The organism is Dyadobacter sp. NIV53 (assembly GCF_019711195.1).
Classification (GTDB): Bacteria; Bacteroidota; Bacteroidia; order Cytophagales; family Spirosomataceae; genus Dyadobacter.
In genome coordinates this window covers 965087-979470 of the sequence record NZ_CP081299.1, presented here as the reverse complement: position 1 = coordinate 979470, position 14384 = coordinate 965087, and the positions used below count along the sequence as shown (strand labels likewise).

The window sequence follows — 14384 nt, the reverse complement described above, 5'->3', positions numbered from 1 at the left end:
GATTGTGTCAAATGACTTCGTTTCAAAAGCCCGGCTGTGGCACCTTTGTTCTGTCAATTGCCGGTCAGATAAGTCAAAAACAACAGCAAAATGAAAAATCAAAAAGACCCGGTTTATTACCAGGATGCTACATCACGCGCTGAAATGATCCGTTTCCGAGAGATCTCTCCGGTTGAAATCGTGAACGCACATCTGGACTTTCAAGGTCGGTTATCCACCAGTTATCAATCCCGAACCTGAGGGTGTGATCCCAACCATCCTGATCAAACCTGTAAAGCCGTAAACAAACACTGGCAATGAAACAATTTTTTTGAATTAATATCCGGACGACCTTTGCATTTCCGGCTAATTATACGGCCTGTTTTAAGTAGTGTTTCCTTTTTCAAATCTTTGGTATAAAACAGCAGCTTATGTCAAGGTGTTATTTTATTACGAAGTAACGCAAGCACGAAAGTTATTTGTTTTAAAACAAGAACCTTAGGTGGCTTAGTCTCCTGAGGGAAAACTACATTTCATGTTTAATTCAAAACTGTTAATAAATTAAGTCCTAAAACCCTTTAAACCATTGATGGTGAGAGAGAAAGTTAATAATTCATCAGAAAGAACGAAACTATATTTTTTACCGGTACACTCATTAGCAGTTGCCATCCTGATCTTCATTTTTACGTCATCTGTCAGTGCTCAGGTTGCTAAACTTCCTTTTATTCCTTCGCAGGAAGAACTTAACCGTCCTTTTGGCAAGGCAGATGAAGCATCTTTTCTTGCTCCTCCGAAAGTGTATCATCCCCAGACCTGGTTCCATTACATTGGCGGGAATGTCTCGAAGGAAGGTATCACCAAAGATCTGGAGGCAATAGCAACGGCTGGCTTTTCCGGCATACAATTATTTCACGGCCAGTTTGGCGGCCCATGGCCTGGTGTAGAACCCCAGATTACAAGTTTGAGCGCGAATTGGGATGATGCCGTAAAACATACCGCAACAGAATGCCGCAGGTTGGGGCTTTTCTTTTCAATGAATAATTGCCCCGGATGGGCAACTTCCGGCGGGCCCTGGATCGAACCTTCAAACGCAATGCGCAACATTGTCTGGAGCCGTACCGATATGAAGGGAGGGGAGCTTGTAAATCAAATACTGCCTGTGCCGCAACCGAGTACAGAACCATGGCGTGATTACCGTGACGTGACAGTTCTTGCATTTCCTACACCTCTGGACGATTCAGGCATACCGCTGGTACCGCAATTGGTAACAAGCAATGTGGATGCTGACTGGAAACAGTATCTGTCCGGGCAGGCCAAAGATAAGATCCGGTTAGCTCCTGCTGATCCCGATAAGCCACATTGGATAGAGGTAACATTTCCTGAGGCGGTGTCCCTTCGCAGCGTGGAATTTCCCAGTATACAGGGTTTTAACCACGGCAGGTCTTATGATCCGGGCGTGAAAGTTACCATACAGGCTGTGCTGGATAATGGGAAAATACAGGATATTCTCAGTGTAAATATGCCGCAGTCAAACTGGCAGGATGATCAGCCGATCACGCTGGCTTGTTCCGAGGTTGCCGGAGTGAAAAAATACCGTATTTCCATTTTCAATAAATACAATATGGCATTGAGTTCTCTTCGCTTGTTTTCTGCGGCAAGAAAAAACGGTTGGGAATCGGAGGCTGCATGGACGCTGAGAGGTATTGAAAGAAGCGGTCAAAATCCTGAACAGTCTGCAAAAGCATTTATTGATCCTGACAGGATCCTGGATATTTCGGACAAAATGGATAAAGATGGAAAACTGAACTGGTCAGCCCCAAAAGGAAACTGGACAGTTCTTCGTCTTGGCCATGTCAATTCGGGTAAAGAAAACGGGCCTGCTCCCAAAGAAGGAACGGGATGGGAAGCCAACAAACTTTCGGCGTCAGGCGCAAATGCACATTTTGCGGGTTATATAGGAAGGTTATCCGGTCAAAACGGGCCACTTGCAAGAGGCCTTCTCAATGGAATGCTGATCGACAGTTGGGAATGCCATACCCAGACCTGGACGCCGGAAATGGAAAAGGAGTTTATGAATGTTTCCAATTATTCGCTGCGAAAGTGGCTTCCGGCTTTGTTTGGTTATGTAATTAAAGATCATGAAACGACAGGACGTTTTTTAATTGACTGGCGAAATACGATTAACCACCTTTTTACAAACAATTATTACGGGCGTATGGCGACGCTGGCGCAAGAAAACGGGCTGAATGTTACCTATGAAACATCCGCCGGCGACGTATTACCCGGAGATATACTTGAATATTTCAAATTTGCCGATGTTCCGATGACCGAGTTTTGGCAGCCCATGACTGATGATTTTGTTGGTTCCATCAATTTTAAGCCTATCAAACCAACTGCTTCTGCTGCAAGAATGTACGGCAAGCCGAGGGTTGCTGCCGAGGCTTTCACGAACATCAGTTTATCGTGGGATGAACATTTTGAAATGCTTCGGGAGGTAGCGAATTGTAACGCTGTGGAAGGTGTGAGTCATTTTGTATTTCATACTTACACGCACAATCCGCAAACTCCGTTTCTCCCGCCAGGTACGTCATTCGGTGCTGGAATAGGGACGCCGTTTCTGAGAGGCCAAACGTGGTGGAAATTTATGCCCGACTTTACAAATTATCTGGCACGTTGCACCTATCTGCTGGAAAGAGGCAAGCCGGTTTCTGATGTGTTATGGTATCTTGGAGATGAGATCAATCATAAACCAGACCAGAATGCTCCTTTTCCGAAGGGATTCAAATACGATTATTGTAATCCCGATGTGCTCTTGAACCGCCTTAAAGTGGAAAACGGAAAATTGGTAACACCCGAAGGAATACAGTATAGTGTGCTTTGGTTGCCGGATACACCGCGCATGCTGCCACAGACCTTGGAAAAAATACTTTTGTTGGTACAGCAGGGAGCGACTGTGATTGGTGAAGCCCCGGTTGGCCTTGCAACATTGTCCGGAGGCGAAGCCGCCAGGATACGTTTTGATGCAGCGGTTAAGAATATTTGGGGAGTTCAAAAAGGAATGAGAAAGAATGGCAAGGGTTATGTTATATCTGGTATGACACTGGAACAGGCATTGACCGGATTGAAATTAAAACCCGATGTTACCGGAGGCGATGCTTTATGGCAACACCGGAAGGCAGACGACGCGGACTGGTATTTTGTGAGTGCACCCAGGGGAAAAGGATTTTCTGGTGAACTTAGCTTTCGGACAAACGGAGCCGCGGAGCTTTGGGATCCTGTGACCGGAACTTTTAGATCCATCGAAAGCCGACGCGATGGCGATCGTACTGTCATTAAACTCGACCTGATCAAATCGAATTCGTGTTTTATTGTATTCAGAAAAAATGGGGCAGGAAGTGTTGCCTCGAAAGTTGTAAAAAACAAGGATATTTCATCCGTTCAAATTACTAATCCCTGGACATTGAACTTCCCGGTAGGCTGGGGCATTACGGAACCTGTAAAATTACCTGATCTGAAACCATGGAAAGATCTTGATATTTCATCTGAAGGAAAATCATTTTCAGGAACTGCAACTTATACAACGACTTTTAATATTGACAAAACAACTCCCGGTATGGAATATATTCTGGATCTGGGCAGTGTTGATATGGTCGCAGCAATCACTATAAACGGCACAGAGGCCGGCAACTTACTGGCACCACCGTATCGTATGAACGTGAAAGATTTGGTAAAAAAGGGACAGAATACGCTTTCCGTTCAGGTGACAAGTACCTGGTTCAATCGTCTGGTCTACGATGCCGGGCAGCCTGAAGAAAAACGTAAAACCTGGACAATCAACGGCCCCGATAAAAATGCGCCGCTGCGTGTTTCAGGTTTAATTGGGCCGGTAATTATTCAGGGAAGAAAAGTGGCGGAATAGTAAATGTTCTTAATCTATCAGACCTTTTCGTTTTTCAAATTCAGACAGATACTTAATTAAAGTGCAATTTTCGTGATTTACCGGCTTTATCAATCTAAGTAAGTTGTTTGACCAATGGAATAACCTTTGTACCGATCAGTTCTATGGAATGTAACAGTTGCTGGTGGGTAAGGCCTGCATTATCCATCTGAAATGTAAACCGGTCAACACCGCCTAATGCTTCACTATGCCTTAATAGTTTTTCGGCCACTTGTTCTGGTCCGCCAACTACCAGTACACCTCTTGGGCCAATCAGTACATCGAACTTTGCTTTGTTAACCGGAGGCCAGCCTCGTTCCCTGCCCAATCTGGTCCAGAGCTCGGCATAACCCGGATAATATTCAGCAACGGCCTGCTCGTTGGTAGCCGCAACATATCCTGGTGAATGTAATCCAACTTTTAACTGATTCAAAGGGAAACCCGCTCTGCGTCCTTCTTCGCGGTACAAGTCGACTAAGGGACGGAAACGTTCTGTTTCACCACCAATAATCGCCACCATCAAAGGCAGCCCTAATCTTCCAGCTCTGGCAAATGATTCCGGTGTGCCGCCCACACCCAGCCAAACAGGTAATTTTTCCTGAATCGCCCTAGGATAAACGGGTTGATTTTTCATTGCAGGCCTGAACTTGCCGGACCAGGTAATAAATTCATTGTCCCGGATTTTTAGCAGAAGTTCAAGTTTTTCTTTGAACAGCGCATCGTAATCGTTAAGGTCAAATCCAAAAAGCGGATATGCTTCAATTGCAGATCCGCGACCGACTACCAGTTCGGCTCGTCCTTTTGATATTAAATCCAGTGTTGCAAAACTCTGGTACACCCGCACGGGATCGGCGGTGCTTAGCACAGAGACGGCACTGGCCAGGCGAATTCTTTTGGTTCTGGCCGCAGCGGCAGACAGGATTACAGCAGGTGCGGAATCCAGAAATTCCTTTTTATGATGTTCACCAATGCCAAAAATATCAAGTCCCGCCTGATCCGCTGCTGAAATCCTGTCCAGTAATTGTTCCATTGCATCCACGCTGCTCAGAACATCGCTGCCATACATTGCAGATGCGAAACTATCAATTCCTATTTCCATTATCGTATTTAAAATTATATCTATCCTGATTTTGACTGTTATAGAATCACCGGTCAGCCTGACCTTTTACTTTTTAAGAAAGGGCTCCCGGAGGAGGACCGCCGGCCGGCCTGGATTTATCTTTAGGAAGCGGTACAAATTCCTGGTTGTCAGTTGGGGGCAAAATAATACGTCCCTGTTTCCAGTCTTCCTTCTGCTTGTTCAATTCTTTCTTTGCGGCTGGAGACGAAGTTCCACCAAATATACCGGTCTCCCAAATGCTCACCGCCCAGCATCATCAGCGTCGTATTTTCCTTTGCGATAATCAACGGATCTACACCTTTGGTAAAAACCATCAATTTTCCGGCATTGTAGGTAATACCATTCACTTCAACGCTGCCTTTAACGATGTACGCACCTCTTTCGCTATATTCCTTCGGCAGGCCAAACCTGGCACCCTGGTTGAGAATGACATGTACATAAAACAAAGGTGAATTTGTACTGACACGACTAGTTAATCCATACGCATCACCGGCTATCAAACGCATCCAGACACCTTTATCCGTAAAGACCGGCAATTGTTCTGCGGTATAATTTTTGAATGCCGGCTCTCCTTCCTCATCTTTTTCAGGCAATGCCACCCAGGTTTGTATCATTTCAAGTTCACCTCCGGCAAGCATAGCAGGATCTTCAAAACGTTCACTATGGGCAATACCCTTTGCGGCAGTCATCCAGTTCACTTCACCTGGTTTTATGATCTGCTCAACACCGAGGCTATCCCTGTGAGTTACTTTCCCGCTGAATAAATAACTTACCGTAGAAAGGCCAATATGTGGATGTGGCAGTACATCCAGGTTGGTTGCAGTCGGCGTTGGTATATTTACAGGCCCTCCATGATCCATAAAAATGAACGGTCCAACCATTCTCCGCAATTGATAAGGAAGAATGCGTTTTACTTCAAATCCCGGGACTATTTCCGCCTTTCTGGATTCTATGACTATATCGAGCATAAGAATAATGGAGAAATTAAAAGTAAATTACGTCTGACTGATGGGTGAATTTCATTTGGTATCAATTGTAGTTACCTCATATTTTGCTTCACCTTTTCGCGGTGTTGTCCACCCCATGCACTGAGCTCCCTCATAACGTTTTGTAAAGTCCGGCTATAGTCAGTTGCTTCGTAGATGATGGTAACAGGCGTGGTCGGATATACGTTTCGTTTGATAAAATCATTCAGCTCCAAATGCTTTAGTTCTTTGGCCAGTATTTTGGATGAAATTCCCGCAACTTCATTTTGGATCTCATTAAAACGCTTCGACGACTGCACCAGACTCAGGATTAATGGCAGCTTCCATTTACCGTTCAGTACATAAAGCGCATCAATTACATTTTTTAGCGAACCGGCACATTCTGCAATGCCCGGAAGCGTGTCATCTATCCTGATTTTCATAGTTGCAAAGATAAACACATTCCTAAAGGTAACCGCTTTCCTTTGGGTAAGTACTCACTTTTGATCACCTGGTAACTATACTTTTGCAAGTGAAAAATAAATATAATTTTCTTATGAAACGCATCCTTCATTTAATCTCAAGCGTACAGGGTAACCACTCTTACAGCATCAGGCTTGGTCATGAAATTATTGGAAAAATTCAGGATAAGTACCCCGGCAGTAAGGTTGAAGAATTAAACCTGGTAGATATAGAAATCCCTCATCTTAACCCTGCTGTTCTTCGTGCCTTCTTTATTCCGGGTGATCAGCTGACGACAGAGGAAAAAGAATCCATTCGTTTTTCTGATGAGGCGGTTAAACAGTTAATGGCTTCTGATATCATCGTCATCGGCGCACCGCTTTACAACTTTACCATCCATACATCGCTGAAAGCCTGGATTGATCACATAACAAGAGCTGGTATCACTTTTGGATATGGTGAAAATGGGCCTGTCGGTATGGTTACTGGGAAAAAAGTCTATGTGGCAATGTCTTCCGGCGGTGTTTTTTCAGAAGGGCCTGGTAAAGCGAACGACTTTGTTGCTCCATATCTGAAATCTTTCCTTGGCTTTTTAGGCATGACAGACCTTACTGTTTTTCGTGCTGAGGGTTTAAAAATTCCGGGTGTAAAGGAAAATGCTATGGAAAAAGCTATTGAAAGTATCGCGATTGATTAACATTTCTTTCCATGGCCGAAGAAACAGAGGTTGTCCGGATTTTCAGACAACCTCTGTTTTGATATCCTTAGAACATCAGATTAAGCCGCAATTTTCCCTGCTTCCGTTGCCTCGGTAACTTCAATTAAACTTCCTGATTTTACATCATAAACAAATCCATAAATGGGAATAAGCGGATTTACAAGCGGATGTTTTCTGATTCTTTCCACATCTTCGGTGACACTGTTTTCCAGATTTTTGAAAGTCAGGAATGCCGTGTACCTGGCCTCATCTGAACCGCCTGTTTCTTCCGGATTGCGCCATCCGTTTTCGTCAACAGTAGCTGTTTGCAAACTTGTAGCCAATAGATCCCTGATAATATCGTCGGTAAAAAGCTGCATTCCACAGTCGGTATGGTGAATGACAAACCATTCTTTTGTTCCCAGTAATTTATGGGAAATAATGAGTGATCTGATCGCATCATCACTTGCCCGGCCGCCGGCGTTACGTATTACATGTGCATCTCCTTCCGAAAGTCCGGCATATTTGGCAGGATCAAGCCGTGCATCCATGCAGGTTAAAATAGCGAATTGCCTTGCAGGCGGCAATGTCAGTTTCGATTTGTCTCCAAAATTTTTGCTGTACGCATGATTTGCATTAAGTACATCCTGTAAAATTGCACTCTTCGGGAATGCGGATTGGCCTGTTTGTTCTGACATAACATTGAAAATTAAGATTTGAAATTAATTGAAAGGGAAAATGAAAGAAGCGGTCGGCGGTCGGCATTCGTCCATCGGCATTCGGCAAAAAAAAGCCCAACCAGTAAACGCAGCAGTATGGCGAAGCCAAACGCCGAAAACCGAAAGCCGTCCGCCGAAAGCCGAAGTATTAAACCTCATTTTCCCAAAGAAATCAGATTTGAAAAAACACGGTAAGCCCCCGGAACGCCGGCTGGCAACTGGCGAAACCAGCTCATGGTAGTATACACATAATTTCCCTTGCCATATTTGGCAATGAGTATTCCGCCATCCAGTTTTTCACAACCCGGGTCGTTGCACGAAATCACTGTCTCATATTTGTCAGACCAGTTTTCAGGCTGGTATAAACTGCGCTCCTGAACCCAGCCATCGAAGTCTTTTTGGGTAATTTTATTGGGATAATTCAGTGCTTTACATTCTTTGTTCAGAAAGCGTACTTCCGAACCTTCCACCGTTACACGTTTGCTGGAAACTGTAAAAGGGTAGGGGCCAAAGTCTTTCATCAGCAAACCCTGGTCGGAATTGTACTGCACGATCAGATTTCCGCCATTTTCTACATATTTAAGCAAAATCGGATTAATGATCCTGACCCGTTCGATCATGTTATAGGCCCTGACACCAACAATCACAGCATCGTATCTTTGCAGTTTTTCGGTAGAAATATCATTGTCTTCCAACAAAATGACCTCATAACCAATCTGCTGCAGACTGGCCGGGACCATATCACCGGCGCCTTTTACGTAGCCGATCAGCTGGCCGTTTTTATTGATATCAACCTTGACCACTTTTGCAGTGGCCTTCGGAAAACTGATCTGGGTTGGAATATGCGGATAGCTGATCAAATTCAGGCTGCGGTTATAATCCTTTCCTGCCACTGTTACCACCGCACTTATTTCAGCTTCATCCGCATGGCCGGGCGGGAATAATTCAAAATTTACATTTTGTTCAGCTCCTTTGGCTTTAAGGTTTACAGGGATTGAAAACGGTTCTGCACGCCATCCTTTTGGTAGTTTTAAGCGTACATTCCCTGTCAGGTTATCCGATGCAGACTTAACGTTCACTTTTACTTTTTTACTATTTATGCCATCGAATAAATAAACCTTATTGTCGACTGAAACATAAACGGGAGGTGTTATGGCAAGTGGCTGATAAATTTCACCAAGGATCGGATCTGTTTTTTGGTACACAACCGGAACTGAATAATGCAACGAACGCCCGCCTATTTCAAGGTCGAAACCCACGTTGGCTACAGGCTTATTTTCTGCCACGCCAATTTCCCGCTGATCAGGAACCTCGAACAGGCCAAGGCTGCCTTCATTTTCAAGCCAGTAAGGCTGCGAATATCTGGTATCAGATGGAATCCGGGCAACTCCTGAAATTTCAATTTTTTCATTATTTGCCAACTGCAAATTGACCAGTGAATCTCCCTTTTCAAACGGAGAATATACTTTCTTTAAAATTACTGGAACCGGCGAACGGTTGGTCGCTTCAATTTTTAACCTGATTTTGTCTTCCGGCGTATAGGCATAGTCGTCAGATTTTACCAAAAGAAACAGGCCAAGCGCTTCCTGGATTACTTTATTCAGATCTTTTAATTTTTCCTTTTTCCAATAGCCGTCAGGCAGATTTTCAAGTTCGGATTTCACATCCAGTAAAACCGGGACGGAAGCAGACGGATTGATATAATTGTATGTGCTGATTGCCTTTCTGATCAACTCATCTATTTTTCGTGTGTTCTTTTCCCTGCTCCAATTCGTATTGATTTCACTGAATAAATCATCTGTGGCCTGTTTGCCTTTTACGTGTTTGAAATATTCGGTCAGGCTGCCACGGAAACCAATTGTGCCAAAGCCCTGTGTTTTATGAACAGTCCTGCTTTCCGCTGCAATCTCTCCGTATGATTTTCCCAGAAGCTGGTTGAAAACACCTACATCGACTTTAATACATTCTTTTGCATCATTTTCATCCACTTCATCCCTTCTTTGGTTCCACCACATACCTGCATTCCAAACCAAACGCGTTGCCTTCCAGATACCGGCATATTTGAGCTGTTCCGGAAAACGGCTTGGATCTGCCGCGGCATCAAAAGCTTCTTCTGCCAGGAGCGCTGAGGCAATATGCTGTCCGTGCCCTGCTCTTTCGTCCGGTGGAAAGCGCGTTACGATCACATCCGGCCTGAATTTCCTGATTACCCAGACAGCGTCTGAGAGCAGTTTTTCTTTATCCCAGATTGTAAAAACTTCCTCTGCGCTTTTGGAAAAACCAAAGTCTACTGCCCGGGAAAAAAACTGGTGCCCGCCATCAATTCTTCTTGCCTGCAAAAGTTCCTGTGTTCTTAATATCCCAAGATTTTCCCTGATTTCGGTTCCGATCGCATTTTGTCCGCCATCGCCGCGTGTCAGTGAAAAGTAGGCGGTATTATAATGTTTTTCGTTGGCCATATAGGCAATGAAAGTGGGATTCTCATCGTCAGGATGCGCACCGAAATACAATACGTTTCCAAGGACATTCAGTTTTTGGATACCCTGAAGAATTTCTGATGATGAAGCGCCTGATGGTACCTGGGCCCATATATTTTTTGAAGTTGCCATTTCGGTCAATACAATTGCGAATAATAAATAACGAAGTACATGTGTTTTCATAAACTAGGCGTACAGGATTTTGCTGGCCACTTCCAAAAAAATGATAAGAATTGAATTCTGGTCTTCGCTTTTCAGGTAGAGTTTTACTTTCCGGAGAAAATCATATAACGGCTCGCTGTACTTATGCCCGGTCTGCTGCTGAAAATCATTGACTGTAAGATTGTTGTCATTGTTTTTCAGTAAATACAGCGCAATAAAAAAATAGGACACGGGGAGTTTGCTTCCTTCAAGTATGGTCCCGCTTTGCAGGGTTGTTCTGAACCTGCAATTCTTACACTGGAACTGCTGTTTTGAGGATAGCCAATAGTGATGGGAGCCGCCGCACTTTTTGCAGATTATTCCTTTTTTTAACCGAAAATCTTTAAATGCTTCGACCGCAAGTTCTTCGTTTTTATAAATGTCTAAAAGATCTTTTGAAAGCATACGCCTGGGTTCTAAATTTTACTCATGTCCCAAAATTACAAACATTTGATTTAAAAAAATATAAAGTCTATGGAATTAGTATATAAATAATGTTGGTGGTACGATAAACAATTAGCAGTTCTATTAAATCTATGAAATTGATAGGGAGATTTGCGATATAAAATATGGTAGATCACCGAAAAAAAGTAATTTTAAATGTTTTAATTTTTAAAATTACAAGTGTGGATTAATAATGTTCGGTTTAGCTATTTGAATGCGTTTATGTGTAATTTGCTGTGTGGTAAACTTCATGAATTATAAATAAGTCAGAAACAGATTCGGGTAATTTTGTACCGGGAAAGGAAAACCCGGTTTCTTAGCAGGGTTAATACAAGCTAAAATCGGTTAAATATTAATTAAATAGAAAATGCCAAAATCAAACGAAAAGCAAACAGCACTAGGTGATGTAGCGGCCAGGCAGCTGGCCATCGCCACCCGTACCGTTCCTCAAATGGTATCAATCACTCCGCGTTGGTTGACACATTTATTAAACTGGATCCCGGTTGAATCCGGCGTTTACCGTCTGAATAAGGTTAAGGAGGGGAGTGTTGCCGAAGTAGATTGTTCCGGACGCGATGAGAGGGAATTGCCACATACATTTATTGATTATGTTGAAAATCCACGCGAGTATAACCTTAATGCAGTGAATACGGTTTTGGATGTGCATACCCGTGTTTCTGACCTATATAGTAAACCCTACAACCAGATCAGCGAGCAGCTTCGCCTGACTATTGAAAGCATTAAAGAAAGACAGGAAAGTGAGCTGATCAATAATGAGGAATACGGCCTGATCCACAGCATTGTACCTTCACAAAGAATTTCAACGCGTAACGGTGCTCCAACACCGGACGACCTGGATGATCTGATTGCCAAAGTATGGAAAGAGCCTGGGTTCTTCCTGCTTCATCCGAAAGCCATTGCAGCATTTGGCCGTGAGTGTACACGCAAAGGTGTACCACCTCCGACAGTTTCCCTTTTTGGCTCACAGTTCATCACATGGAGAGGTATTCCTTTATTCCCTTCTGACAAGCTGCCAATCGAAGACGGAAAGACAAAAATATTGCTTTTGCGTACCGGTGAGAGCCGTCAGGGAGTTGTAGGGTTGTACCAGCCCGGACTACCAGGAGAGCAGTCTCCGGGATTATCCGTACGTTTTATGGGAATTAACGACAAAGCGATTGCATCTTATCTTGTTTCTCTGTATTGCTCACTGGCAGTGTTGGTTGATGATGCGATTGCGGTTCTTGAAAACGTAGAAATAGGAAACTACCATGAGTATAAATACTGATTCATTTCCCACTGGCGAAGGTATTTCAGGCTTGCCTGATGCAGCAGAACTGGAAAAACTGGCCAACGAGCTTTTTTCATTGCTTCCCAATGAAATGCCGAAGGCCAATTTTTCACCGGATCTTGCCGACCATCCCAGACTGGAAAAATCGCTGAACCTGGTACATGAAAGACTGCCGTCTCTGTTTACCAGGAGCGATGGATTTAATGCAGGCAATCCGCAAACAAGTTTGCCGGACCCGCATTTTCCTGTCAGGAGCACACCGGTATCCGGATCAGGCGTTTCTCCATCAGGTTCCCGGCAAGCAGTAAACCAGTTAAGCCTGAGTCAGTTGCAAACGGCAAACCCGGATAGTGTATCCGCTCATACGGATTATCCGGGTTTGCAGCACCAATCTCCCTCTGTTGCTGGCAGCGGCATTTCTCCGTCTGCGGCTCATCAGGGAAATGCTGTGAATTTAAGCGATCCGCAATCGGGTTTCCATGATCCGCATGTTGGTGTTCCCACTACTTCTGCATCCAGTGGTTTGGGGCATGTGCCTCATTCTGTTGCCGGAAGCGGTGTTTCACCTTCGGTAATCCAGCACGGGCCCAGTTATGCAAACGCTTTTCCTTTTTCACCTGATACTGCTTTTGAACCTGATGTCCACAATCTCTGGTCGTCGATCAATACTTTTAAAAATGTTCCTCAGTTGCCTGCCAATCCGGGAATTGAAGGTGCACAATACTATTTTTTACAAGGAGCAGGTTTTAAAGGCAATGATCCATTTTCTATCCATCAGATCCAAAGTTCGCAGCTTGCAGGGAAATCATTTTCGCATATTCAAAATGGCTCCGGCACTGCTCCGTTTGATGTGAACCTGGTCAAAAGGGATTTTCCTATTTTGCAGGAAAAAGTGAATGGAAAGCCCATGATCTGGCTTGACAATGCGGCTACCACACAAAAACCGAAATCGGTGATTGACCGTATTACTTATTTTTACGAGCACGAAAATTCCAATATTCACCGTGCTGCGCATGAACTTGCCGCACGCGCGACGGATGCCTATGAAAGTGCGCGCGAAAAGATCCGGGTTTTCTTAAATGCAGGTTCCGTAAATGAAATTATTTTCGTTCGTGGCGCAACCGAAGCGATCAATCTGGTGGCCAAAACATGGGGAGATCAAAATCTGAATGCCGGTGATGAGATCATTGTAAGCAACCTTGAACATCATGCCAATATCGTTCCGTGGCAGCAGCTTGCTGCCAAAAAAGGATTGAAACTCCGTGTAATTCCTGTTGACGACAATGGCCAGATCCTGTTGGATGAATACGCCAGATTACTGAACCAGAAAACAAAACTTGTTTCTTTTACACAGGTTTCAAATGCGCTCGGTACTGTAACGCCGGCAAAACAAATGGTAGCAATGGCACATGCTGCCGGTGCGAAAGTACTGGTTGATGGAGCCCAATCCGTTTCTCACCTTCGTTCAGATGTACAGGCGTTGGATTGCGACTGGTTCGTTTTCTCGGGACATAAGGTTTTTGGGCCAACGGGAATTGGTGTTTTATACGGAAAAGAAGATCTGCTAAATGAAACACAGCCATGGCAGGGAGGCGGGAACATGATCGTGGATGTAACATTTGAGCATACAAAATTTCATGACGCACCCAACCGGTTTGAAGCAGGAACAGGAAATATTGCGGATGCAGTTGGGCTTGGTGCCGCTATTGATTATGTCAATAAAATCGGGATCGACGTCATTCACCAGTATGAACACCATCTGTTAGAATATGCTACCGGATTGATGAAAGATATTCCGGGGCTACGCTTGATCGGGACCGCACCCGACAAAGCATCGGTTTTATCATTTGTTTTTGCAGGTTATAAAACAGAAGAAGTAGGAGCAGCGTTAAACAATGAAGGAATAGCAGTCAGGTCGGGTCACCATTGTGCTCAGCCTATTCTGAGACGGTTTGGCGTCGAAACAACAGTTCGCCCGTCTCTGGCTTTTTACAATACCACTTCCGATGTTGATTTGCTTGTAGAAACACTATATCGTTTACGCCATGCAAAAAAATAAATCCTGAGTGTTTTGAAATAAGAAATTACTTTT

The 14384-nt window shown here is 44.1% G+C and carries 9 protein-coding genes and 1 pseudogene; 4 read left to right on the top strand and 6 right to left on the bottom strand.

The annotated features are described in order from the left end of the window. Positions 1–568 precede the first annotated feature (568 nt). Positions 569–3898, top strand: a complete 3330-nt coding sequence (locus tag KZC02_RS03875; protein WP_221392906.1) for a glycosyl hydrolase — start codon at positions 569–571, stop codon at positions 3896–3898. 94 nt (positions 3899–3992) lie between these two features. On the opposite strand, the gene KZC02_RS03870 is transcribed toward KZC02_RS03875, so the two are convergent. The 3 genes and pseudogenes from KZC02_RS03870 to KZC02_RS03860 all read right to left on the bottom strand — a co-directional run bounded on the left by KZC02_RS03870 (position 3993) and on the right by KZC02_RS03860 (position 6444). Beyond that, a complete protein-coding gene (locus KZC02_RS03870) occupies positions 3993–5015 on the bottom strand; it encodes an LLM class flavin-dependent oxidoreductase (protein ID WP_221392905.1) in 1023 nt (340 codons plus the stop codon). A gap of 73 nt (positions 5016–5088) precedes the next feature. After that, positions 5089–6004, bottom strand: a pseudogene (locus tag KZC02_RS03865) (pirin family protein). 71 nt (positions 6005–6075) lie between these two features. Beyond that, complete coding sequence (locus tag KZC02_RS03860) at positions 6076–6444, bottom strand: helix-turn-helix domain-containing protein (protein WP_221392904.1); 369 nt, start codon at positions 6442–6444, stop codon at positions 6076–6078. Positions 6445–6557: 113 nt separating this feature from the next. Between KZC02_RS03860 and KZC02_RS03855 the strand changes: the two genes are divergently transcribed. Continuing rightward, entirely contained in the window at positions 6558–7160 is a 603-nt protein-coding gene (locus KZC02_RS03855; protein ID WP_221392903.1) for an FMN-dependent NADH-azoreductase, read from the top strand. Positions 7161–7240: 80 nt separating this feature from the next. Here KZC02_RS03855 and KZC02_RS03850 read toward each other — a convergent pair whose 3' ends face one another. From KZC02_RS03850 to KZC02_RS03840, 3 genes are all read right to left on the bottom strand, one after another. Further along, complete coding sequence (locus KZC02_RS03850) at positions 7241–7858, bottom strand: carbonic anhydrase (RefSeq protein ID WP_221392902.1); 618 nt, start codon at positions 7856–7858, stop codon at positions 7241–7243. Positions 7859–8034: 176 nt separating this feature from the next. Then, entirely contained in the window at positions 8035–10539 is a 2505-nt protein-coding gene (locus KZC02_RS03845) for a PIG-L family deacetylase (RefSeq protein ID WP_221392901.1), read from the bottom strand. Positions 10540–10542: 3 nt separating this feature from the next. Further along, positions 10543–10962 (bottom strand): transposase, encoded by a 420-nt coding sequence (locus KZC02_RS03840; RefSeq protein WP_221392900.1) that lies wholly within the window; start codon positions 10960–10962, stop codon positions 10543–10545. 406 nt (positions 10963–11368) lie between these two features. Between KZC02_RS03840 and KZC02_RS03835 the strand changes: the two genes are divergently transcribed. Further along, positions 11369–12289, top strand: coding sequence for a family 2A encapsulin nanocompartment shell protein (locus KZC02_RS03835; RefSeq protein WP_221392899.1), 921 nt, complete (start codon positions 11369–11371; stop codon positions 12287–12289). Beyond that, positions 12273–14351 (top strand): family 2A encapsulin nanocompartment cargo protein cysteine desulfurase, encoded by a 2079-nt coding sequence (locus tag KZC02_RS31440; RefSeq protein WP_229253982.1) that lies wholly within the window; start codon positions 12273–12275, stop codon positions 14349–14351. Before KZC02_RS03835 ends, KZC02_RS31440 begins: the two co-directional genes overlap by 17 nt. The last annotated feature ends 33 nt before the right edge of the window (positions 14352–14384 follow it).